24 protein-coding genes are annotated in these 22,782 nt (G+C 63.0%); 20 read left to right on the plus strand and 4 right to left on the minus strand.

Annotated elements, in window-relative coordinates; translation table 11 throughout:
- Positions 1-86 precede the first annotated feature (86 nt).
- The 8 genes from ACZ5R1_RS07280 to ACZ5R1_RS07315 are packed head-to-tail and all read left to right on the plus strand — an operon-like array spanning position 87 to position 8,075.
- The gene (locus tag ACZ5R1_RS07280; RefSeq protein WP_027598048.1) at positions 87-1,109 is read left to right on the plus strand and encodes a glycosyltransferase; all 1,023 of its coding nucleotides are present in this window, start codon (positions 87-89) and stop codon (positions 1,107-1,109) included.
- Positions 1,110-1,156: 47 nt separating this feature from the next.
- The gene (locus tag ACZ5R1_RS07285; protein WP_391564048.1) at positions 1,157-2,221 is read left to right on the plus strand and encodes an FAD-dependent oxidoreductase; all 1,065 of its coding nucleotides are present in this window, start codon (positions 1,157-1,159) and stop codon (positions 2,219-2,221) included.
- Positions 2,202-3,833, plus strand: coding sequence for a hypothetical protein (locus ACZ5R1_RS07290; RefSeq protein WP_222932029.1), 1,632 nt, complete (start codon positions 2,202-2,204; stop codon positions 3,831-3,833). Before ACZ5R1_RS07285 ends, ACZ5R1_RS07290 begins: the two co-directional genes overlap by 20 nt.
- A 5-nt stretch (positions 3,834-3,838) precedes the next feature.
- Positions 3,839-4,627 carry an NAD-dependent epimerase/dehydratase family protein gene (locus ACZ5R1_RS07295; RefSeq protein WP_037007070.1) on the plus strand — a complete coding sequence of 263 codons (789 nt, stop codon included), beginning with the start codon at positions 3,839-3,841 and terminating at the stop codon, positions 4,625-4,627.
- Positions 4,627-5,460, plus strand: coding sequence for a sugar phosphate isomerase/epimerase family protein (locus tag ACZ5R1_RS07300; protein ID WP_267399860.1), 834 nt, complete (start codon positions 4,627-4,629; stop codon positions 5,458-5,460). Before ACZ5R1_RS07295 ends, ACZ5R1_RS07300 begins: the two co-directional genes overlap by 1 nt.
- Positions 5,457-5,813 (plus strand): SMR family transporter, encoded by a 357-nt coding sequence (locus tag ACZ5R1_RS07305; RefSeq protein WP_007160456.1) that lies wholly within the window; start codon positions 5,457-5,459, stop codon positions 5,811-5,813. The genes ACZ5R1_RS07300 and ACZ5R1_RS07305 overlap by 4 nt, the downstream gene beginning before the upstream one ends.
- 13 nt (positions 5,814-5,826) lie before the next feature.
- On the plus strand, positions 5,827-6,675 hold the full coding sequence (locus ACZ5R1_RS07310; RefSeq protein ID WP_027598042.1) for a glycosyltransferase family 2 protein: 849 nt from the start codon (positions 5,827-5,829) through the stop codon (positions 6,673-6,675).
- Between the two features lie 44 nt (positions 6,676-6,719).
- On the plus strand, positions 6,720-8,075 hold the full coding sequence (locus tag ACZ5R1_RS07315) for an MFS transporter (protein WP_077172389.1): 1,356 nt from the start codon (positions 6,720-6,722) through the stop codon (positions 8,073-8,075).
- Between the two features lie 42 nt (positions 8,076-8,117).
- Here the strand turns inward: ACZ5R1_RS07315 and ACZ5R1_RS07320 are convergent, their stop codons facing one another.
- The 4 genes from ACZ5R1_RS07320 to flgA form a co-directional block, all read right to left on the minus strand.
- Complete coding sequence (locus ACZ5R1_RS07320) at positions 8,118-8,852, minus strand: flagellar brake protein (RefSeq protein ID WP_077172390.1); 735 nt, start codon at positions 8,850-8,852, stop codon at positions 8,118-8,120.
- 88 nt (positions 8,853-8,940) lie between these two features.
- Complete coding sequence (locus tag ACZ5R1_RS07325) at positions 8,941-9,408, minus strand: flagella synthesis protein FlgN (protein WP_074584329.1); 468 nt, start codon at positions 9,406-9,408, stop codon at positions 8,941-8,943.
- A gap of 60 nt (positions 9,409-9,468) precedes the next feature.
- Positions 9,469-9,777 (minus strand): flagellar biosynthesis anti-sigma factor FlgM, encoded by a 309-nt coding sequence (flgM, locus tag ACZ5R1_RS07330; RefSeq protein ID WP_027598038.1) that lies wholly within the window; start codon positions 9,775-9,777, stop codon positions 9,469-9,471.
- A gap of 160 nt (positions 9,778-9,937) precedes the next feature.
- The gene (gene flgA / locus ACZ5R1_RS07335; protein WP_081398847.1) at positions 9,938-10,666 is read right to left on the minus strand and encodes a flagellar basal body P-ring formation chaperone FlgA; all 729 of its coding nucleotides are present in this window, start codon (positions 10,664-10,666) and stop codon (positions 9,938-9,940) included.
- A gap of 98 nt (positions 10,667-10,764) precedes the next feature.
- On the opposite strand from flgA, the gene ACZ5R1_RS07340 reads away from it, so the two are divergent.
- The 12 genes from ACZ5R1_RS07340 (at position 10,765) to flgK (ending at position 22,780) form a co-directional block, all read left to right on the plus strand.
- Positions 10,765-11,697 (plus strand): chemotaxis protein CheV, encoded by a 933-nt coding sequence (locus ACZ5R1_RS07340; protein WP_007160449.1) that lies wholly within the window; start codon positions 10,765-10,767, stop codon positions 11,695-11,697.
- Between the two features lie 42 nt (positions 11,698-11,739).
- Positions 11,740-12,567, plus strand: a complete 828-nt coding sequence (cheR, locus tag ACZ5R1_RS07345; protein WP_027601640.1) for a protein-glutamate O-methyltransferase CheR — start codon at positions 11,740-11,742, stop codon at positions 12,565-12,567.
- 222 nt (positions 12,568-12,789) lie between these two features.
- Positions 12,790-13,212, plus strand: a complete 423-nt coding sequence (flgB, locus tag ACZ5R1_RS07350; protein WP_017642008.1) for a flagellar basal body rod protein FlgB — start codon at positions 12,790-12,792, stop codon at positions 13,210-13,212.
- 2 nt (positions 13,213-13,214) lie between these two features.
- The gene (gene flgC / locus ACZ5R1_RS07355; protein WP_027598035.1) at positions 13,215-13,652 is read left to right on the plus strand and encodes a flagellar basal body rod protein FlgC; all 438 of its coding nucleotides are present in this window, start codon (positions 13,215-13,217) and stop codon (positions 13,650-13,652) included.
- 12 nt (positions 13,653-13,664) lie between these two features.
- Complete coding sequence (gene flgD / locus ACZ5R1_RS07360; RefSeq protein WP_027598034.1) at positions 13,665-14,375, plus strand: flagellar hook assembly protein FlgD; 711 nt, start codon at positions 13,665-13,667, stop codon at positions 14,373-14,375.
- Between the two features lie 26 nt (positions 14,376-14,401).
- Positions 14,402-15,925, plus strand: a complete 1,524-nt coding sequence (locus ACZ5R1_RS07365; RefSeq protein ID WP_027598033.1) for a flagellar hook protein FlgE — start codon at positions 14,402-14,404, stop codon at positions 15,923-15,925.
- A 169-nt stretch (positions 15,926-16,094) separates the two neighbouring features.
- The gene (locus ACZ5R1_RS07370; protein ID WP_027598032.1) at positions 16,095-16,838 is read left to right on the plus strand and encodes a flagellar basal body rod protein FlgF; all 744 of its coding nucleotides are present in this window, start codon (positions 16,095-16,097) and stop codon (positions 16,836-16,838) included.
- Positions 16,839-16,884: 46 nt separating this feature from the next.
- Entirely contained in the window at positions 16,885-17,670 is a 786-nt protein-coding gene (flgG, locus tag ACZ5R1_RS07375) for a flagellar basal-body rod protein FlgG (RefSeq protein WP_027598031.1), read from the plus strand.
- A gap of 21 nt (positions 17,671-17,691) precedes the next feature.
- Positions 17,692-18,387: a flagellar basal body L-ring protein FlgH gene (gene flgH, locus ACZ5R1_RS07380; protein ID WP_027601645.1), complete on the plus strand. Its 696-nt coding sequence runs from the start codon at positions 17,692-17,694 to the stop codon at positions 18,385-18,387.
- Between the two features lie 11 nt (positions 18,388-18,398).
- Complete coding sequence (locus tag ACZ5R1_RS07385) at positions 18,399-19,499, plus strand: flagellar basal body P-ring protein FlgI (RefSeq protein WP_007160438.1); 1,101 nt, start codon at positions 18,399-18,401, stop codon at positions 19,497-19,499.
- A 12-nt stretch (positions 19,500-19,511) separates the two neighbouring features.
- On the plus strand, positions 19,512-20,732 hold the full coding sequence (flgJ, locus tag ACZ5R1_RS07390) for a flagellar assembly peptidoglycan hydrolase FlgJ (protein WP_288493552.1): 1,221 nt from the start codon (positions 19,512-19,514) through the stop codon (positions 20,730-20,732).
- Positions 20,733-20,740: 8 nt separating this feature from the next.
- Entirely contained in the window at positions 20,741-22,780 is a 2,040-nt protein-coding gene (flgK, locus tag ACZ5R1_RS07395) for a flagellar hook-associated protein FlgK (RefSeq protein ID WP_464712969.1), read from the plus strand.
- The last annotated feature ends 2 nt before the right edge of the window (positions 22,781-22,782 follow it).

The raw sequence follows: 22,782 nt of genomic DNA on the forward strand, positions 1-22,782 counted from the left end.
ACAAAAACCTGCCGAATTTATCTGTACTCTCCGTTGGCTAACCGTCTGCATTGCTTGTATCTGGAGCGCCTCTGGAGGTTCGCGTCATGGCCTTTTATCCCGTCCTACTTTCAGTCGTGTTCGTTGTGCGTAATCAGGCTACCGAGTTGCAGAGCGTCCTGGAGCGCGCGGCAACTGTTATCGGTCCCTTGGTAAGTGACTACGAACTTATCATTGTCGACAACGCCTCTTCTGATGACAGCGTAGCTCGATTGAAGCAACTCACCAGCATCAATGGCCTGCCCAATCTGCAGGTATATGCCCTGACCAAGGAAGTGGACTCCGATACCGCCGCCTGGGTGGGACTGGAGAATGCGCTGGGAGACTTCGCGGTCGTCATAGATCCGGAAACCGATGACATCGCCTTCTTGCCCGACATGTTGCAACAGGCTGCGGGTGGCATCGACGTGGTGTTCGCCAACAATCAGCAGAAAGTTCGGCAGACCCTGTCCTACAGTCTTTGCTCCAAGGGCTTCAACAGTCTCTACAAGCAGTTCAACGGCGTCGATCTGGCCAAGGATGCGCCTCAGTACCGGATGCTCAGCAAGAAGGTCATCAATTACATCCTGCGCCACCCCGCGCCGGCGCTGACCTATCGCCATCTGCCGGCGACGGCGGGCTTCTCGCGGATCAATCTCGAATACAGCATGCCGCCGCGCAGCACCAAGCCCAAGCGGTTGTCAGGCAGCTTCGATCGCGGTGCCCGGTTGCTGGTGTCCTCCACCCGCAAGCCCATGCGCATGGTCAGTTTCCTGTCCATCGTCGGGGCCCTGTCCAATCTGCTCTATTCGATCTACGTCATCGCCATCGGCCTGTTCAAGGATGACGTCGCGCCAGGTTGGGTGACGATTTCATTACAGCAGTCCGGCATGTTCTTTCTCATTTCGCTGGTCCTGCTGGTGCTCGGCGAATATGTCCTGCAGTTGACCCACAGAGTCAACGAAGGGCCGCTCTATCATGTCGCCCAGGAGTTCACGAGTGCGGTCATGACGCGCCGTGACAAGCTCAATGTCGAAGTAGTGCAGGGCGGCAATGCCGCAAGGCCGGCCACTCAATCCGGCATGGCCTGACGATCATGAGAGATGCGATCGTCATAGGTGGCGGATTTTACGGGGCCATGACGGCCCTGTATCTCATGCGCGTGAGAGGCTTTGCGAAAGTCACTCTGGTCGAGCGGGAAGACGGGCTGTTGAAGCGCGCCTCTTATCACAATCAGGCACGCGTCCATAACGGTTATCACTATCCCCGCAGTTTCGTCACGGCCTTTCGCAGTCGAGTCAACTTGCCGCGCTTCTTGCGCGATTATCCGGATGTGGTGGTGCGCGACTTCACCAAGTTGTATGCCATTGCCCGCAATAACTCCAAGGTCACGGCCAAACAGTTCGAACGCTTCTGTCAGGGGATCGAGGCGTCGCTGCAACCGGCGTCCGAGGAATTAAGTCGATTGTTCGACGATCGACTGATCGAGGCGGTTTATCTCACCGAGGAATATGCCTTCAACTCCGCCGTACTCGCCGCTGAAGTCAGTCGCGAACTGGATGCCGTCGGCGTCGAGTTGCGCCTCAAAAGTCGCGTGACGGCGATCCGCGGCGAAAGCGGCGGCCTGGGGGTCGACGTGGTGGATGAAGCCGGCGGGCAGGAGGAGATGCATTGCCGTTATCTCTTCAACTGCACCTACAGCGGCCTCAACCAGTACGGTGGCGATTTCCCCGGGACCGCTACCCGGCTGCGCCACGAAATCACCGAGATGGCGCTGGTGGAGATGCCTCCGGAACTGCGCAACCTCGGGGTGACGGTCATGGACGGGCCGTTCTTTTCCATGATGCCGTTCCCGGCCCGGGGTCTGCACACCCTGTCCCATGTGCGCTACACCCCGCACCTGAACTGGGAAGACGCCAATGGCACCGATCCCTATGCGCTGCTGGACGGCTATGACCGCGCCTCGCGGGCGGACTGGATGGTGCGCGACGTGGCCCGCTACATGTCGGCAGCGGCGCGGGTGGAGTACCGGGATTCGCTGTTCGAAGTGAAGACCATTCTGATGAAGAACGAAGGCGACGACGGCCGTCCCATCCTCTTCGAACAACATCCCCAACTGCCCGGCTGCTATTCGATGCTGGGTGGCAAGATCGACAACATTTTCGATGCCCTGGAGCGCCTCGATGCCGAACCCTTCCACTGAAGCGACACCCAGGGGGGTGTCCGGCGTCGCCGGCTTCATCAGCGTTCTGGTCTTTTCCATCATCAATTTCTTTCTGTTCGGCAAGGGCGTCATCCTCGACCCCTTCCACCAGGGGGAGTATTTCGCCACATTGCCGACGCTGCTGCACAGTCAGCCGGGCGCCCATGCCTTCACCATCCATGGTGGCCTGGATTTCATCCCGGTATGGCTGGCGGAGACCTGGTTCGGCGCCCAGCACACCTTCCTGGTGACCCAGATCCTCTATGGACTGTGCAACACCGGTGCGGCACTGCTGCTCTGGGGAACGGCCGTGTTGCTGTGCCCGGTGCCCAAGGGCCGCGCGCGCCTGATCCTGCTGGTCGCCGTGGGCGCCGTGGCGACCCAGGTGGTGGGCTATCGCGATCTCTTCCTGCTGCTGTCGCTGTTCCTCTTCTGCCTGCATCGCAAGGTGGAGACCACGCCGCGGCGACTGCTGTGCGAGGTGTTGCTGGGCCTAGCGGCCGGCTTCAACCTGTTCTGGTCCTATGACCGCGGCATCGCCGGGGTGCTGGCCATCGGCTCGGCGGTACTGCTCACGCTGCTCCTGCAGCGGCGGCATGTCCTGTCGCTGCTGAGCTTCGTGGCGACCGTCGGCTGGCTTGGCTTTGGTACCGATTTCTTCGCCCTGACCGATTACGTCAAGAACCTGACCTTCCTCCTGGAAACCTCGTCCCAGTGGGGCTACGGGCTGAGTGCCCGGCCGCTGGCGCTGAGCCTGCTGCTGGCGGTGCCCACGGCCCTGGCAGGTTTCGCCCTGATCCGTTGTCTGCCCTGGCCATGGCGCTGGAGCGAGGATCTGCCACTGATCGGTGCCCTGGCCGTGTTGCTCGCGATCTTCTTCAAGATCGGGGTCAATCGCGCGGACTTCCAGCACATCCAGATGGGTTTCTGGGTCCCCCTGCTGAGCCTGCTCTATGCCGCCCGGCGGCAACGCCTCGCGCGCAATGGCGGTTGGGATATCTCGGCCCACCCGCGCGCGGCGGTCGCGGCCATTGCCGCTGCGGTGCTGCTGGGGCTGGTCGGACTTAATCCCTCGCCGTTCTTCGCGGTACTGCTGGTTGGTGCGCTGCTGGCTTTCAGCCGGCGCCTGCTGGTGCCCGCCCTGGCGGCGCTGCTGGTGCTGCTCGCCGCCTTCAACCTCTACAAGTCGCCGGTGGAGCGAGTGTGGGCCCAGGGGCTCGCCTGGGTGCCGAAGCTGGCCGCCTTGCCGGATGACGCCGCCCTGGCAACGCCCGGGGTGCAATGGGCCTCGCAGCGCCTGCTGGAGAGCGGCGCCCACTGTGTGTTCGACCTGGCCAACAACGGGGTCATCAACGGGGTGACCGATCTGCCGGCCTGTACCAAGTACATCTATCCGGTCTATGCCACGCCGCCCTACGAGGCCGATCTGCTCAGCGATCTGCAGCATGCCGATCCGCCGGCGGTGGTGTATTCGACGACCTTCTGGTCATTCAACCTGAACAACATTTCCATGCACGACAAGTTTCCACGACTCAAGGCCTACCTGGACGAGCGTTATCCCGTCGAGGAGTGCCAACCGGACTATTGCCTGAGATTCAAGACCAAGGGGTGAGCAACATGAAGACCGACGCATTGATAGGGTACAGCGGCTTCGTGGGGTCGACGCTGCTCAAGCAGAAGGCCTTCGGCGCGCTGTTTCGCTCCACCAATATCGACCAGATCGGCGACCAGCCCTATGGCCAGGTCATCTGCGCCGGCGCCCCTGCCCAGAAGTGGATCGCCAATCGCGATCCCGAGGCCGATCGCCAGAAGATCGATGGCCTGATCGGTCATCTGTCGCGGATCCAGTGCGATTCCTTCGTGCTGATCAGCACCGTGGACGTCTTCAAGCAGCCGCTCGGGGTGGATGAGACCACCGCGGTGGACGAAGAGGGCCTGCACGCCTACGGCGCCAATCGCTATCGGCTGGAGCAGTTCGTCCGGGAGCATTTCGCCAATGCCCTGATCGTCCGCCTGCCTGGCCTGGTCGGTCCCGGCCTGCGCAAGAACGTGATCTATGATCTGCTCAACGACAACAACCTGCACGCCGTGGAAAGTCGCGGCGTCTTCCAGTTCTATCCGATGGTCAATCTCGGCTATGACATCCAGACCGCCCAGGCCGCCGGGCTGGACCTGGTGCACCTGACCGCCGAGCCCATCAGCGTGGCGGACATCGCCCGCCAGGGCTTCGGACGCGACTTCGGCAACACCCTGGAGGGTACGCCGGCGCGCTACGATTTTCGCAGCGTGCATGCCGAGGTCTTCGGCGGGCGTGACGGCTACCAGTACAGCGCGCGCGACACCCTGCTCGCGGTTCGCGCCTACGCCCAGTCGGAACCCCCGGTCATCAAGGCGGAGGGTCAGTGATGCGCATCGCCATCTCCAATATCGCCTGGGAGCCGACCGATGACGCCATGGTCGCCGAGATCCTGCAGCAATACCGGGTCGATGCCATCGACATCGCGCCTGGCAAGTACTTCGCCGATCCCAAGACGGCCACCGCCCAGGACATCCAGGCGGTGCGTCAGCAGTGGCAGGCCCGCGGCATCGAGATCACCGGTATGCAGGCCCTGCTGTTCGGCACCACCGGACTCAATGTCTTTGGCGCCGATGACATCCAGCGTGCGCTGCTGGCGCAGCTGGAGGGCGTCTGCCGGGTCGCCGAGGGACTGGGTGCGACGCGTCTGGTGTTCGGTTCGCCGCGCAATCGCGATCGCTCGGGCTTGAGTGACGACCAGGCCCTGGCACAGGCACGGGATTTCTTTCGCCGTCTGGGCGATGTGGCCGCGACCCATGGCGTGCAGATCTGTCTGGAGCCGAATCCGCCCCGCTATGGCGCTAACTTCATGATCGACAGCGATTCCACCGCCGCCGTGGTGCGGGCGGTCGAGCATCCGGCGATCCGCATGCAACTCGATACCGGCGCCCTGACCATCAACGAGGAAGATGCCGCTCGCGTGCTCGAAGAGCATGCGGAGCTGATCGGTCACGTCCATGCCAGCGAGCCGGACCTGGTGACCTTGGGGGAGGGCGGTACCAACCACGAGGGCATCGCCTTCGCCCTGACCCGCCGCCTGCCGGAACAGGTCGTCAGCATCGAGATGCTGCCAGCCAAGCAGGGCTCCAACCTGGCCGCGCTGGAGCGTGGCGTCCAGGTCGCGGTCAAGGCCTATCGAGACCTGCCGGAGGCTGCCGCATGAAGTGGCTGATCCTGATCCTGGGCATCGCGTCCAACGCCTCGGCGAGCGTGCTGGTGAAACTGGCCATGCTGCCGCCGCGGCGTTTTCCCAGCCTGAGCGATCCCATGGGCGCCCTGGCCAACTGGCCGTTCTGGCTCGGGCTGTTCATGTATGGCCTGGCCTTTCTGCTGTATGCCGCCGCCCTCGCCAAGCTGCCGCTGAACGTGGCGCATCCGGTGCTGACGGCCGGCGCCATCGCCAGCGTCGCGTTGCTGTCGGTGGTGATCTTTCGCGAAGCCTTTCCCTGGACCACGGCGGCAGGCATCGTCCTGATCATTGCCGGCGTCGCCCTCATCACGGCCCGTGTCGGTTGAACCTGGAGGACCTATGACTACTGCAATTCCCGCCACCGAGCGCGCCCTCTGGCAGGTGCCCAGCTATTCGACGACCTTCTGGAACGGCCGTAGCCGCCCGCACTGCGTGGTGATTCCGGTCATCAACGAAGGCGAGCGCATTCTCAATCTCCTGCGGCGCATGGCGGCGGTCAGGATCGCCGACATCGCCGATGTCATCATCGTCGACGGCGGCAGCACCGATGGCTCGCTGGAGCCGCAACGGCTGCAGGAACTGGGCGTCCGCGGGCTGCTGGTCAAGACCGCGCCGGGCAAGCTGAGCGCCCAGCTGCGCTGCGCCTATGCCTTCGTCCTCGACGAGGGTTACACCGGCATCGTGACCATCGACGGCAACGACAAGGACGACCCGGACGCCATTCCGCGCTTCATTGAAGCCATCGAGCAGGGTTACGATTTCGTCCAGGCCTCGCGCTTTCTGGCTGGCGGCGTGGCGGAGAACACCCCCAAGTCCCGCGACTTCGCCATTCGCTTCATCCATGCCCCCATGCTGAGCCTGGCCTCGGGTTTCCACTGGACCGACACCACCCAGGGTTTCCGCGCCTACAGCCGGGCCATGCTGCTGGATCCGCGCGTGGCACCGTTCCGCGACGAGTTCACCACCTACGAGTTGCTGGCCTATCTGTCCTACCGGGTACCGAAATTGGGCTATCGCTGCGTGGAACTCCCCACCGTGCGGCGCTATCCGAAGGGCGAGGTACCCACCAAGATCAGCAGCGTCAGAGGTAATCTGTCGGTGTTGCAGGTACTGATGAAGGCCTGTGCAGGCCACTACAACCCACGCTTGGGCGAGGATGCCCAGTTGGCAGCGCAACGACGAAGCTGATCCCGTCGCGCTCGCCTGATGCGCAAGAGACGATGGAGTAGGCAATGGTGCGTGTGCTGTCGGCGTTTCGCGGGCTCTATTTCGCGACGCTGTTGATGTTGATCGGGACCGGTCTGCTGAGTACCTATCTAGGCCTGCGACTGGCCGCCGATCAGGTGCAGGGACTCTGGGTCGGCGCTCTGACCGCCGCCTATTACGCAGGACTGGTGATAGGCGGCAAGCTGGGGCATCGGCTGATCGCCAAGGTTGGCCATATCCGCGCCTATGTGACCTGTGCCGGGGTGGTCGGCGCCGCGGTACTGGGCATCGGCCTGCTGCCCTGGTTGCCGGTGTGGCTGGCGCTCAGGGTACTGATCGGCATGGGCATGATGTGCCAGTACATGGTGCTGGAAAGCTGGCTCAACGAGCAGGCTGGCCCTGGCGAGCGGGGCAAGGTCTTTTCCGGCTACATGACCGCCTCCTACCTTGGCCTGGCGCTGGGGCAGGTGGTGCTGGTGCTCTCGCCCGATCTCGGCGTCGACAAGCTGATGCTGGTCGCCATCTGCTATGCCCTGTGTCTGGTGCCAGTAGCGGTCACCGGCAAGATCCACCCGGCGCCGCTCAAGCCGGCGCCGCTGGAGCCCACGTTCTTCATCCAGCGGATTCCGCAGTCTTTGACGACGACCCTGGTCGCCGGACTGGTGATCGGCTCCTTCTATGGCCTGGCGCCGCTCTATGCCAGCGCCCAGGGCCTGCCCACCGAGCGCATCGGCCTGTTCATGGCCTGCTGCATCTTCGCCGGTCTGATCGCCCAGTGGCCGATCGGCTGGCTTTCGGATCGGCACGATCGCAGCTGGCTGATCCGCGTGGTCGCCATCGCCCTGACTCTCGCCGCCCTGCCGTTGGCCGTGCTGCCCCATGTGCCGCCAGTGGTGCTGCTACCCCTCGGCCTCATCGCCAGCCTGCTGCAGTTCGTGCTGTATCCGCTGGCGGTGGCGCTGTCCAATGACCATATCGAAGGGGAGCGCCGGGTCTCCCTGAGTGCCATGCTGCTGGTGACCTTTGGCATCGGTGCCTGTATCGGTCCGCTGGTGGTGGGGGCTCTGATGAATCTGGTCGGACCCAATATGCTCTATGCCTTCGTCGTCCTCTGCGGGGCGATCCTGATCTGGCGCATCCGGCCGGATGCAGTCACCGGCAAGCACCTGGTCGACGAGGCGCCCTTGAGCCATGTGCAGATGCCCGAAGGGTCGACCAGTTCGCCGCTGGCCGCCGCGCTGGATCCACGGGTCGATAGCCAGGTGGTACACGACCAGATGCATACTGATCCGGTCGTGGAGGAGGAACCCGCCGAGGAGGGGGCGCCTCTGCAGGAAGAGATCGAGTTTCCCCGGAATCCGCCTGAATCCAAGGCGACCTGAGAGTTGGAGGAGGGCGCCCAGCAGCCGTGGGCGCCCGATCGGTCACTCGAACCGGCGATTTTCTCGCTGCAGCTGGTAGATGAAGCGCTCGACTTGGCGCTGGGCTGCGCCACTGAGGTTGTCGAAGCAGACGCCCACGTCGCTGTATTCCAGGCGGTCCGGACAGGCCACGTGGCGGATGGTCACCGGTGTGTTGATGGCGCCTATGGGCAACTCGGCGGTAAAGCTCTGGACCCGCTGCCCGGGTTGCAGCAAGTGGGTCACGTTGCCGGGAAAGCGTAGCTTGCAGCCCGTGGCCGACAGATCAATCAGTTGGCCACGCAGCTGGATCTGGCTGTTGCCCTGACTCAACTCGGCCGTCGCCGGCTGGGTCAGCAGCAGCTTGACCCGATAGGCATTTCGCCGCTGGTGATAGGTGAGCTCGGTGGGCAGGCCGATCCAATAGCAGCGGTTGCCGTCCAGTTCGCTGAACTCGACCGGATGATCAATCTGCCAGGTGACCTTGATGCCCTCGTGGAAGCTGTCCACCCGGAACGCCTGGCCCTGTTCGAGCAGGCGTTCGGCTTCACGTGGGATGAACTCGTCCAGCGCGATCAGTCCCTTGGCTTCGTCGATTTCGACGACGAAGCTCTGGAATTGCTGCCCCTGACGATTGAAGGTGATCCGCAGCGGAATGTGCTGCTGTTGCGCCGGCCGCAGGCAGGCCAGGATCTCGCCCTTGGAGCGATAGATCTGGGGTGGCTGAGCGGCGTTGTCGCTAGCGGAAGAACCTTGCACCTGGAAACTCCTGTAAACAGCGGTCAGCAAGAATACTGGCTAGCTGCCATCTGTACAGCAAAAACGCGTTGGGGGAAAAGCTTCGAGCTCAAGCCGAACTCAGCGGACGCTGATAACCGCCACCGGTCTGGCTGCCGCGACGGTTGTACAGCGTGGGTGCCGAGGTGCCCTGCAGCACGTTTAGCAGCTTGCCGACCACGAATCGGTTGGCCTGGATGATCTGGCCATTGCGGACGTTGTGCGCCTTGCACTGCTCCATGAGCTGCGCGAGCCGACTGGAAAGCGTCAGCAGTTCTTCCCCATCGGGTAGCCGCGCAGCCAGGGCTTGCAAGCCCTGCAGATCCGCGCGCAGGCCGTGGGCCTGGAGCAGGGCAGTGCGCTGCTGGGCATGCTGGTCGAGCTGCTTGAGCAGGATCTGCTTGGTGCCCAGCAGGGCTTCCAGCCGATCGAGCTGACGCTCGCTCAAGGCCTGGAATTCCTGCTCGATCAGGGCCAGCAGTTGCTCGCTCAGGTCGATGTCGTGGCGGGTGATCTCGAGCAAGGTGGCATTGGGCATGGCACGGTTTCCTTTCGAACGTTAGTGACGATCGTCAGAAAGGCCGTGCCGAACCGGGCGTCAGGACTCGAACGCCATCAGTTTGTCGGCCACTTTCTGGCTGTCGACCTTGTAGGAGCCATCGGCGATGGCCTGTTTCAGGCGGCTGACCTTGTCGCTGTCGACCACCGGCAGATCCTTGAGCCCTGCCGTCAGGGAGCTCAGTTGCTTGGCTTCAGCACTCAAGCTGACCGACTCGCCGGAGGCGGTGCTCTGGGTAGCCTTGACGTCGCTGGTCTGAGCCGCGGACACGTCCTTGGTGGACGCCGCCTTGGTATTGCCTATGCCCGCAGTAGAGGACGAATTCAGGCGATTGATATCTAGAGCCATGAGTGGAGATCCTCGTGTCGTCTCGTTCGCATGTCCGGCTTATCGGCGTGCAATGCCGAAACTTTAGCCGTAGACCTGTGCGCCCCGTCACATCCTTCGACAGGATGACGCGCAGAGGTTCAGGAAGCGGACGTTCAAGGTACCTCTTTTGGCTCCTGCGCTAAAGGGCTACCTCCACCTGGCCCTGATCGACGACCCGACCGTGGATCACCCGGTTGGAGCTGAGGTTGCGGACCCGGATCTCTTCGTCCTTGGCGCCGGCGCTGAGGGCCTCGCCCTGCATGCGGATGCTGAAGGAGGCGCTGCGGGCATTGATGACCACCTGCTCGCCCTTGCGAATGAGTTCGGCCTGCTCGATAAAGGACGGCGCCAGGACCTGCTCGCTGACCACCTGACGCTTCAGCTGGGTGCCTATCACCTGTTCCAGGCTGGTCAGGTAGCCCTGGGTCAGGGTGCCAACATCACGCTCCACCAGCGCCACGTTCTGGTTGTCCAGCACCGCGCCACGCAACAGGGGCTGCAGCGTGACCACCACTGGGCGATACAGCTTGACCTGCGCGGGCACGAATACCGTCCAGGGACTGCCGCCCTCGCAGCGTACCTTGACGTTGATCCGACCCACCGGCATTGGATTGCCCTGTTGCGACAGCGTCAGGGGTTTGTCGCAGGCGGCCAGGCGCAGGCGGGAATCCAGCGAGTTGATCTGGGTTTCATGGCGAGCGTTGGAATGGGTCTCCAGCAAATATTCCTGCACGCGCTCCTCAAGAAAACTTTCGACGGCGCCGATAAGTTCGTCAGATGAGGTGTAGTCGCCTTCTGCATAGGCCTTTCCGCCCAGGCATGTCAGGATCAGCACAAGATTCGCAGCCCAGCGGCAAGAAGTCTTCATAGGTCGGAAACACGTCGCTTCGATCTTCATGAGTCACATCTAAGCAAGCCCTGTGCCGAGTTTTCCAACCGGTCCGTGGCAACGAGAGGAGTCGCCAAATGGCTGGTGTATTGGACGCAGTCAACCAACGTACCCAACTGGTGGGCCAGAACCGTCTGGAACTGCTGCTGTTCCGCCTGGACGGCTCGCAGCTCTATGGCATCAACGTCTTCAAGGTGAAGGAGGTGCTGCAGTGCCCCAAACTCACCGTGATGCCGAAATCGAGTCCGGTGGTACGGGGCGTGGCCAGCATTCGCGGCGGCACCTTTCCCATCATCGACCTGGCCATGGCCACCGGTCGTCGTGGGCTGGAAGACATCAACAACTGCTTCGTGATCATCACCGAGTACAACACCAAGGTGCAGGGCTTCCTGGTGCGCTCGGTGGAGCGGATCGTCAACATGAACTGGGAAGGCATCAACCCGCCGCCCAAGGGCACCGGTCGTGATCACTACCTGACCGCCGTCACCCGGGTCGACAACCAGCTCGTCGAGATCATCGACGTGGAAAAGATCCTGTCCGAAGTCGCACCGTCCGTCGAAACCGTGTCGGCCGGCGTCATCAGCGAAGTGGTACAGGCCAAGGCCGTCACCAAGCGCGTCCTGATCGTCGACGACTCCTCGGTGGCCCGCAAGCAGGTGAGTCGCTGCCTGGAAACCGTCGGGGTAGAGGTCATCTCCCTCAACGACGGCCGCCAGGCCCTGAATTACCTCCAGGCCATGGTGGCCGAAGGCAAGCGCCCGGAAGAGGAATTGCTGATGATTATTTCCGACATCGAGATGCCGGAAATGGATGGCTACACCCTGACGGCGGAAATCCGTCATGATTCGCGGATGCAGAAAGTGCATATACTGCTGCATACCTCCTTGTCCGGCGTCTTCAACCAGGCGATGGTCAAGAAGGTCGGTGCGGACGACTTCCTGGCCAAGTTCCGCCCCGATGATCTTGCCTCCCGGGTAGCCGAGCGCATCAACGCGGTCGACAGTCACTAGGTGAAGGCGTCTCTATCCCGGTATCCAGAAGGCGGAGCGGCAGTGTCAGCAGTCAACGCGGATTTTGTGCTTTTTCGTGATTTCCTCGAGAAATCCAGCGGGATCCTGCTCGGTGACAACAAGCAGTACCTCGTCTCCAGTCGGCTCAACAAGCTGATGGAGACCGAAGGGATCAAGACGTTGTCGGAGTTGGTGCAGCGCATCCAGATGCAGCCCCGTGGCGGGTTGCGGGAAAAGGTCATCGATGCGATGACGACCAACGAAACCCTGTGGTTTCGCGACACCTATCCCTTCGAGGTGCTTAAGAACCGCCTCTTGCCGGAGTTGACCAAGAACACCTTCGGCCAGCGCCTGCGGGTCTGGTCGGCGGCCTGCTCCTCGGGTCAGGAACCCTATTCGCTGTCCATGACCATGGACGAATTCGAGCGCAGTGCGGCAGGGCAGGGGCGTGGCGGCATGCAGATCGTGGCGACCGACCTGTCCGGCGCCATTCTCACCGCGGCCAAGTCCGGCGAATACGATTCGCTGGCGATCGGTCGGGGGCTGTCCCCGGAGCGCCTGCAGCGCTACTTCGACGTGCAGCAGCCGGGGCGCTGGGCGGTCAAGCCGGCGATTCGTAGCCGCATCGAATTCCGTGCGCTGAATTTGCTGGACAGCTATGCCAGCCTCGGCAAGTTCGACATGGTGTTCTGCCGCAACGTGCTGATCTACTTTTCCGCCGAGGTGAAGAAGGACATCCTCACGCGCATCCACGGCACCCTCAAGCCGGGTGGCTATCTGTTCCTGGGCGCCTCCGAGGCCCTCAATGGCCTGCCGGATCTCTATCAGATGGTGCAGTGCAATCCGGGCATCATCTACAAGGCCAAGTAGGCCGGTCGATGGACACCCCAAGGGCAGACCCAGGTCTGCCCTTTCTTTTGCGCCAAAGTTTTGCCGCCCCGGCCTCGGGGCCCGGCAAGGACGGCGGAAAAACCTTGCCGCTTGCCGTCGTTCTGACTGCCACCCTGCGCTAAGCCCTTGATTTAGATGGATGCTGGAGACTGGCACGGGCCTTGCTAAATCGCTTGCAAGCCACGTCAAAGGTCTCTCGACATGAGCATTAGTTTCGACAAAGCACTCGGGTTGCACGAGCAGGCGCTGAACTTCCGTTCGCAGCGTGCCGAGGTGTTGGGCAACAACATCGCCAATGCCGACACCCCGGGCTACAAGGCACGGGATCTGGATTTCAGCGCCGTGATGGCGGAGCAGGCGGCCAAGAGCGCACCGGGGGCCTCCGGCCACTATCAGCTGGAAACCACCAACAGCCGCCATATCGCTGCCGAAGGCTTCGACATGGGCATGGGCGACTCGGCGTTGAAATATCGCATCCCCACTCAGCCCTCGGTGGACCAGAACACCGTGGATGCGCAGGTCGAGCAGGCCAACTACGCCGAGAACGCGATGAATTTCCAGGCCAGTTTCACCCTGCTCAATAGCAAGTTCAAGGGGCTGATGTCGGCCCTGCGCGGAGAATAGCCATGTCCCTGAGTTCGCTGTTCAACATCGCCGGCAGCGGGATGAGCGCCCAGAACGTTCGCCTCAATACCGTGGCCAGCAACATGGCCAACGCCGATTCCGTGTCTTCCAGCGTCGACCAGACCTACAAGGCGCGGCACCCGGTGTTCGCCGCCCAGCTCAACGAGGCCCAGGGCGGCGCGTCGCTGTTCGATGATCAGGGCCAGGCCGGAGTCGGGGTGGAGGTCAAGGGCATCGTCGAGGACCAGAGCGAGGTACAGAAGCGCTATGAGCCCAACCACCCGATGGCGGACAAGGACGGCTACGTCTACTACCCCAACGTGAACGTGGTGGAGGAGATGGCCGACATGATTTCGGCCAGTCGCGCCTTCCAGACCAATGCGGAAATGATGAATACCGCCAAACAGATGATGCAGAAGGTACTGACCCTCGGTCAGTAAGGAATCGGCGCCATGGCCATAAGCACGACCAATTCAACCGCTCAGTCGGTGCTCGACAAGTACTCCGTCAACAAGACGAGTGCCACGGGTGACAGCAGCGGCAGCGAGACCAAGAAGACCAGCCAGCTCGGCAAGGACGAGTTCCTCAAGCTGATGGTCGCCCAGATGAACAACCAGAATCCGCTGGAGCCCCAGGGCAATGGCGAATTCATCGCGCAGCTGGCGCAATTCAGTACCGTCGAAGGCATCACCAACCTCAACACCAGCGTCAGCTCGATCCTTTCCGGCAGCCAGTCTTCCCAGGCGTTGCAGGCGTCCACCCTGGTTGGCCGCAAGGTGATCGTCGACAGCGACCAGGTCAAGGTGGATACCAGCGCGGACTTCAAGGGGGCGCTCAACCTGACCGCTTCCAGCTCCAATGTCTGGGTCAACGTCTATGACACCAGCGGCAGTCAGGTGAACCGCCTGAACCTGGGACAGCAATCCAGCGGTCTGGTGAACTTTACCTGGGATGGCACCGATGCCAGTGGCAAGAAGCTGGACGCAGGCACCTATCGCTTCGAGGCCCAGGCCAGCATCGATGGCAAGACCGAAGCCATGAAAACCAGTTTGCCGGCTAACGTCGACAGCGTGACGCTGGGGCAGAACGGCGGCGAAATGACACTCAACCTTGCCGGCGTCGGCAGCATCGGCATCTCCAAAGTCCAGGCGGTCGGCCAGTAAGGCGCGGCACACGAGAGGAATCCAGCATGTCTTTCAATATCGGTTTGAGCGGCATCAAGGCCGCGTCCAGTGACCTCAACATCACCGGCAACAACATCGCCAACGCCAGCACCGTCGGCTTCAAGCAGTCGCGGGCAGAGTTTCAGGATCTCTATGCCGCCTCGGTACTGGGTACTGGCAAGAATGCCCAGGGCAGCGGCGTGCTGCTGGGCAATGTCGGCCAGCTGTTCAACCAGGGCACCATCGATTCCACGCAGAATGCGCTGGACATGGGCATCAACGGCAACGGCTTCTTCATGACCAGCAACAACGGTGCCGTCCAGTACACCCGTGCGGGTTACTTCGGCACCGACAAGCAGGGCTTCATCGTCGACAACAACGGCTACAAGCTGCAGGGCTACACCACCAACGCCCAGGGCCTGCTGCAGCCCGGCGTACGCAGCGACCTGCGCATCGAGACGGCCAGTCAGGCGCCCAAGTCCACCACCCAGATCGCTCAGCAGTTCAACCTGAACTCGACCAGCGCACCGCCGACGCTGACGCCCTTCGATCCCTCGGATCCGAAAACCTACAACTCCTCGACCTCGCTGAACATCTATGACAGCCAGGGTAACTCCCACGTCATGTCGCAGTACTTCGTCAAGGCACCGGCGCCGGCCACCAATCAGTGGTCGATGCAGGTGCTGATCGACGGGCGCAATCCGCTGGATCCGGGGGTTGCCACCAAGACCGCCAATACGGCGGCGGGGGTTGCCGGTGCGACGGCAAACAGTGTCGCCACGGCGGTCAACAACATGTCCGGGGCCACGCCCCAGGTGAAGGCCATCGCCAACAATGCCGCCGCCGCTGCCGGTGCGACTCCGGCCTCGGTCGCCGCAGCCGTGGCCGCCTATGGCACCCAGCCGCAGAGCTTTGGCGTGACCTTCGATGCGGCTGGCAAGCTGAGCACCGTGAGCTCTTCTTCGTCGGGCGTCAGCATCGATCCCAAGACCAATATCATCACCTTCGCTACCGATCCCACCGGATCGAGCGGTAGTGGCTGGATCCCGGCGATATCCGATGGTGGCAACCCGGCGAACTACAGCTGGAACGGCGCGCTGGGCAACACGGGCGGCTTCACCTTCGATCCGCGCGGCTCGACGCAATTCTCTACTGCCTTCGCGGTGAACAGCGTTAACCAGGACGGCTACACCACCGGTCAGCTGTCCGGTCTGGAGATCGACGATACCGGTCAGATCTTCGCGCGCTACACCAACGGTCAGTCCAAGGTGCAGGGTCAGGTGATCCTAGCCAACTTCGCCAACGTCCAAGGCCTGACGCCCATGGGCAAGACCTCCTGGACCGAATCCGCCGAGTCCGGCCAGCCGGTGGTGGGCACGCCGCGGGCCGGTACCCTTGGGGCCCTGCAATCCGGTGCGTTGGAGGCGTCCAACGTCGACATCTCCACCGAACTGGTCGACATGATCGTGGCGCAGCGCAACTACCAGGCGAACGCCAAGACCATCGAGACCGAGAACGCCATCACCCAGACCATCATCAACCTGCGTTGATGTCGTTTCTCTGACGGCTTGCCGCTCAGCCGTCAGCAAAAGCCTCCCTCGGGAGGCTTCTCTGTTTTCAAGCCATTGATTCATAATGTTTTTCGTTTTCTGGAACGGGCCTTGCTAAAGAACCTCCGAACGCAAGCTTGGCGGCAATCGGCCGCCGTCGGAGGATCAGATGGACAAGCTGCTGTACGTCGCCATGACCGGCGCCAGCCAGAACGAGATGGCCCAGCGCGCCCATGCCAACAACCTGGCCAACGTCTCGACCTCGGGATTCCGCAAGGATCTCGAACAGGCGCGCTCGATGCAGGTGTTCGGCGAGACCATGCCGTCGCGCGTCTATTCCATGAGCGAGCGGCCGGCGACCGACTTCACCCCCGGTGCGCTGCAGGAAACCGGGCGTGACCTGGACGTGGCCATCCAGGGCCCCGGCTTCGTCGCGGTCCAGGATCCCTCCGGCAAGGAGGCCTATGTGCGTACCTCCAGTCTGCAGATCGATCCCCTCGGCATGCTGCGGACCGGCAGTGGTATGCCGGTGCTCGGCAATGGCGGACCCATCGCCGTGCCGCCCGCTTCCAAGGTGGAAATCGGTCAGGACGGCAGCATCACCATTCGCGGCTCCGGCCAGGCGGCCAATGCCCTGGCCCAGGTCGATCGCATCAAGCTGGTCAACCCCGACACCAAGCAGATGGAAAAGGGTCTCGACGGCCTGCTGCACATGAAGCAGGGCCAGGCGGCGCCGCCCATGGATGCCAATGTGTCCCTGGTGTCCGGCTTCGTCGAGTCGAGCAATGTCAATGCGGCGGAGGAGATGACCTCGATCCTGTCGCTGTCCCGCCAGTTCGAACTGCAGGTGAAGATGATGCGCAGCGCCGAAGACAACGACGCGGCGCTGGCAAAGGTTTTGCAATTCTCCTGATCAAGGCTAGCGCCGACGTAAAACCGGCACTTCGAGGAATACCATCATGATGTCGTCACTGTGGGTCGCCAAGACCGGTCTGTCCGCCCAGGACATGAACCTCACCACCATCTCCAACAACCTGGCCAACGTGTCCACCACGGGCTTCAAGCGCGACCGCGCCGAATTCCAGGACCTGCTGTACCAGATCCGGCGTCAGCCGGGTGCCCAGTCCACCCAGGACAATCAGCTGCCCTCCGGCCTGCAGCTGGGTACCGGTGTGCGCATCGTCGGCACCCAGAAGAACTTCACCGAGGGTTCGCTGCAGACCACCGACCAGCCGCTGGACATGGCCATCAACGGCGACGGCTTCTTCCAGGTGACCATGCCCGACGGGACCATCAACTACACCCGTGACGGTACCTTCCACCTGAATGCCGATGGCCAGCTCGTGACCGCCAACGGCTTCGCCCTGCAGCCCGCCATCGTGCTGCCGGCCGATACCAAGACCTTTACCGTCGGCGAAGACGGCACCGTGTCGGTCACCACCGCCGGCCAGGCCGCGCCCCAGGTCATCGGCAACCTGCAGATCGCCCAGTTCGTCAACCCGGGCGGTCTCCAGGCCGTGGGCCAGAACCTGTTCAGCGAGACCGCCTCCAGCGGCGCGCCCCAGGTTGGCACCCCGGGTCTGAACGGCCTCGGCACCGTCCTACAGAGCACCCTGGAAAACTCCAACGTGAGCACGGTGGAGGAGCTGGTGAACATGATCACCACCCAGCGCGCCTACGAGATGAATTCCAAGGTCATCAAAGCGGCCGACGACATGCTCGGCTTCGTCAGTCAACAGCTCTAATCCCCTGTGAGGACGCGCTCCATGAAACCTCTGTTCGCCGTCGCCCCGCTCCTGGGAGCGCTCGTACTCGCAGGATGCGTAGCCCCGGCCGCCAAGCCGGACGATCCCTATTACGCTCCGGTGTTGCCGCGCACGCCGGTGCCGGCGGCGCAGAACAACGGCGCCATCTTCCAGTCGGGGTTCGAACAGAATCTCTATACCGACCGCAAGGCCTTCCGCGTGGGCGACATCATCACCGTCACCCTGCAGGAGAAGACCCAGGCCAGCAAGAACGCCAGTTCCGACGTCGCCAAGAACAGCAAGGCGACCCTGGGGCTGACCTCCCTGTTCGGCGCCAAGCCGAAGATCCCCAACCCCCTGGCGGACGGCGACCTGAGCCTGGACGCCGGTTTCTCCGGCAATCGCTCCAACACCGGCAAGTCCACGGCGGCCCAGGGCAACAGCCTGTCCGGTTCGCTGACCGTGACCATCGCCGAGGTGCTGCCCAACGGCATCCTGGTGGTCCGCGGCGAGAAGTGGCTGACGCTCAACACCGGCAACGAACTCATGCGCATCCAGGGCATGGTCCGCGCCGACGACATCGCCACCGACAACACCGTGTCGTCCACCCGCGTGGCCGATGCGCGGATCACCTATTCGGGCACCGGCGCCTTCGCCGATGCCAGTCAGCCGGGCTGGCTGAGCCAGTTCTTCGGCAGCCCGCTGATGCCCTTCTGAGGATGAGCGCCATGTTCAAGACCCTCATCGCCGCTGCCGCCCTGGCCCTGGTCATGCCCCTGGCCCAGGCGGATCGGCTGAAGGACATCGCCAGCATCCAGGGCGTGCGGACCAACCAGCTGATCGGCTACGGCCTGGTGGTGGGTCTGCCCGGTACCGGCGACCAGACCACCCAGACGCCCTTCACCGTGCAGACCTTCAACAACATGCTGGCCCAGTTCGGCATCAAGGTACCGCCGGGTACCACCGCGCAGCTGAAGAACGTCGCCGCGGTGTCCATCCATGCCGATCTGCCGGCCTTCGCCAAGCCCGGCCAGACCATCGACATCACCGTGTCCTCCATCGGCAACTCCAAGAGCCTGAGAGGCGGCAGCCTGCTGCTCTCGCCGCTCAAGGGGATCGATGGCCAGATCTACGCCATCGCCCAGGGCAACCTGGTGGTGGGTGGTTTTGACGCCGAAGGTCGCGATGGCTCGAAGATCACCGTCAACGTTCCGTCGTCCGGCCGCATTCCCAATGGCGCCACCGTCGAGCGGCCGGTGCCGAGCGGCTTCGACCAGGGCAACAGCATCACGCTGGACCTCAATCGCAGCGACTTCACCACCGCCAAGCGCATCGTCGACAAGATCAACGAGACACTTGGCGCGGGTGTTGCATCTGCTGTTGATGCCGGATCGATTCGCGTCACGGCGCCGGTGGATCCCAGCCAGCGCGTCGACTACATCTCGATCCTGGAGAACATGGAAGTGGATCCGGGACAGGCGGTGGCCAAGGTCATCGTCAACTCCCGTACCGGGACCATCGTCATCGGCCAGAACGTCAAGGTCTCGCCGGCGGCGGTGACCCAGGGCAGCCTGACCGTGACCATCAGCGAGGACCCCCAGGTGAGCCAGCCCAATCCCTTGTCGGGTGGGCAGACGGTGGTGACTCCCCAGTCGACCGTCAAGGCCAAGCAGGAGGCCAAGCCGATGTTCAAGTTCGGTCCGGGTACCACGTTGGACGAGATCGTGAGAGCGGTGAATCAGGTGGGCGCTGCGCCCAGCGACCTGGTCGCCATTCTCGAAGCGTTGAAACAGGCCGGCGCCTTGCAGGCCGATCTGATCGTTATCTAAGGAGAACGGGCGATGGAATCTCGTCTGGGTGGCAACTACGGCAACGTCAAGGATTCGGGGGCCTTCACCGACCTGAATCGGTTGGCCCAGATGAAGGGTAAGGATCGCGACAGCTCGGAAAACGTCAAGAAGGTTGCCGGCGAATTCGAGTCGCTGTTCCTGAGCCAGATGCTCAAGTCCATGCGCAGCGCCAACCAGGCGCTGGCAGACAAGGACAGCCCCTTTTCCAGCGAGACCACCAAGCAGTACCAGGACATGTACGACCAGCAGCTGGCCGTCTCCCTGTCCCGGGATGGCGGCGGTATCGGCCTGGCCAACGTGCTCGAGCGTCAGCTGAGCAAGACCGCCCAGCCGTCGAGCCGTCCCAATCCCTTCGCCCAGGTCGGCCAGGCTGCGCCCACCGAAGGCCAGCTGGCCGCCGGCCGCAACGCCAAGCTCAACGACGTGGCGAGCCACGGCCTCAAGCCCGCCACTAACGTAGCGTCCTCCGGGCGGGACGATTCCAGCGCGCTGAATTCGCGCCGGTTGGCCCTGCCCGGGCGTCTGGCCGAGCGTACCGCCGCCAATATTTCCGGCGCGGCGGAGCAGGGCGCCACCCTCAAGCAGAGTTTTCAGGACGTCGCGGCCGCCCAGAGCGCCTGGCGCCAGCAGGCCACGCAACCCGGCAGCAAGCCGGCCGCCACGACCGAGGCCGTCGCCAGCGTGGACGGCGCCGCTGCCACCGGCAAGACCCGTTTCCGCACCCGTCAGGAATTCGTCGACACCATGATGCCCATGGCCGAAGCCGCGGCGAAGCGTCTGGGCGTGGATCCCAAGTACCTGGTCGCCCAGGCGGCGCTGGAAACCGGCTGGGGCAAGCACATGGTCAAGCAGGCCGATGGCAGCAACAGCAACAACCTGTTCGGCATCAAATCCCACGGCTGGGACGGCGGCAGCGCCCCCGCGGTGACCCAGGAATTCGTCAATGGCAAGGCCGTGACCGAGACCGCCAAGTTCCGCACCTACGATTCCTTCGCGGACAGCTTCCACGACTACGTGAACTTCCTGCAGAGCAACGACCGCTATGACAAGGCGCTGTCCACCAACGGCAACTCCGAGCGCTTCATGCAGGGCCTGCAGCAGGCCGGCTACGCCACCGATCCGCACTACGCACGCAAGGTGATCCAGATCGCTCGCAACATGAACACCTATCAGACGGTCGCCTCCCTGGGCACCAGTCCGTCCCGCGGTTGAGGTGAGCCATGGCTGATCTACTTTCCATTGGTCTATCGGGCCTGAGGTCCACGCAAAACGCCCTGACCACCACCGGTCACAACATCGCCAACGTCAATACGCCCGGCTATTCGCGGCAGGAGGCCATCCAGCAGACCAACATCGCCCAGTTCAATGGCTCGGGTTATGTCGGCTCCGGCTCCCAGACGGTGGATGTGCGTCGCCTCGCCAGTGATTTCCTCACCAGCCAGGTGCGCTCGGCCAACAGCCAGAACAGCGAGTTGCAGGCTTTCAAGAGCCAGATCTCCCAGCTCGACGGCCTGCTGTCCGACAACACCACCGGTATCACGCCGGCGATGCAGAAGTTCTTCGCCACCCTGCAGACCGCGTCCCAGGATCCGTCCTCGGTCCCGGCGCGGGAGGCCGTGCTTGCCCAGGCGCAGGGGCTGAGCAAGTCCTTCAATACCCTGTATGACCAGATCGACAAGCAGAACAGCCAGATCAACGATCAGCTGTCGGCCCTCACCGGTCAGATCAATTCCCTGGCCAAAAGCGTCGGCAGCCTGAACGATGCCATTGCCCGTTCCAAGGCAGCCGGCGCGGCGCCCAACGATCTGATCGATTCGCGGGACCAGGCCATCAAGCAGCTGTCCGGCATGGTCGGTTTGCAGGTGGTCAGCCAGGACGATGGCTCGCTCAACCTGTTCGTCGGCACCGGCCAGCCACTGGTGGTCGGCAGCAACGTTTCGACGCTGACCGCTCAACTGGGCAATGACGATCCGTCGCGCTATCAGATCACCCTGACGGCGGGCAGTACCTCGCAGATCATCACCTCGCAGGTCAGTGGCGGCGAGATGGGGGGCCTGCTGTCCTATAGAGACACGGCACTGGACCATGCCTTCAATAGCCTCGGTCAGCTGGCGCTGACCCTGACCGATACCCTGAACAAGCAGCTGGGGCAGGGTCTGGATCTGGCGGGCAATGCCGGTTCGGCGCTGTTCAGCGACGTCAACGGCGGCCAGAGCACCGGTCTGCGAGTCATGGGGCGGTCCACCAACTTCGGCTCGGCTACAGCCACGCTGAACATCACCGATACGTCCAAGCTCAATCCGAGCGACTATCGGCTGGATTTCGACGGCACCAACTTCAAGGCGCTGCGCATCAGTGATAGCACCAGCATCACGGTGACCCGCAGCGGTACCGATCCGGTCACCCTGACCTTCGCCGATGCCAAGGGTACCGATCAGGGTTTCAAGGTGCAGTTCACCGCGGCCGAACTGAACAAGGCCCAGGCGGGCGACGTCTTCAGCCTCCAGCCCACCCGTCGCGGTGCGGCGCAGATGAGTGTGGAGCTGAGCCAATCCAGCCAACTGGGCTTCGCGGGTACCGCCAAGGCTGCCAGCACTACCAACAACCGTGGTACCGGTGCTATCACCCAGCCTGACCTGAAGAGTGCGCCTTCGCCAGTCAGTACCGCCGATCTGGGTAGGCTGTTCGGTAGTGGTGGCATCAAGCTGAGTTTCAATGCCGCCGCTGGCAACCTGACCGGGACCCTGCCCACCGGGGCCAGCCTGAGTTATGTCTCGCCGTCCACTACCGGCCTGACCTCGGGTCAGACCAATACCTTGCGGCTGCAATACACCGACCCGAACACCAACAACAGCTACAGCTACGATTTCAACGTCAGCGGCGTGCCGCAGGATGGCGACAGCTTCACCCTGGGTGCCAACAGCGGCGCCGTCTCGGACAACCGCAATGCCCTGAACCTGGTGGCCTTGCAGACCAAGACCACCATGGGCGGCTATGGCACGACCGGTACCACTTACAACAACGCCTACGGCGGCCTGGTGGAGCGGGTCGGTACCCTGACCGCCCAGGTGCGGGTGGACTCGGCCGCCAGTGAGACCGTGCTCAAGCAATCCGAAGACAATCGTGATTCCCTGTCAGCGGTGAACCTGGACGAAGAGGCGGCCAAGCTCGTCCAGTTCCAGCAGTACTACGGTGCCTCGGCGCAGGTCATCAAGATCGCCCAGTCGCTGTTCGACACCCTGATCGGCGCCTTCAGATAAGG

Source organism: Pseudomonas sp. Pso3, assembly GCF_055393275.1.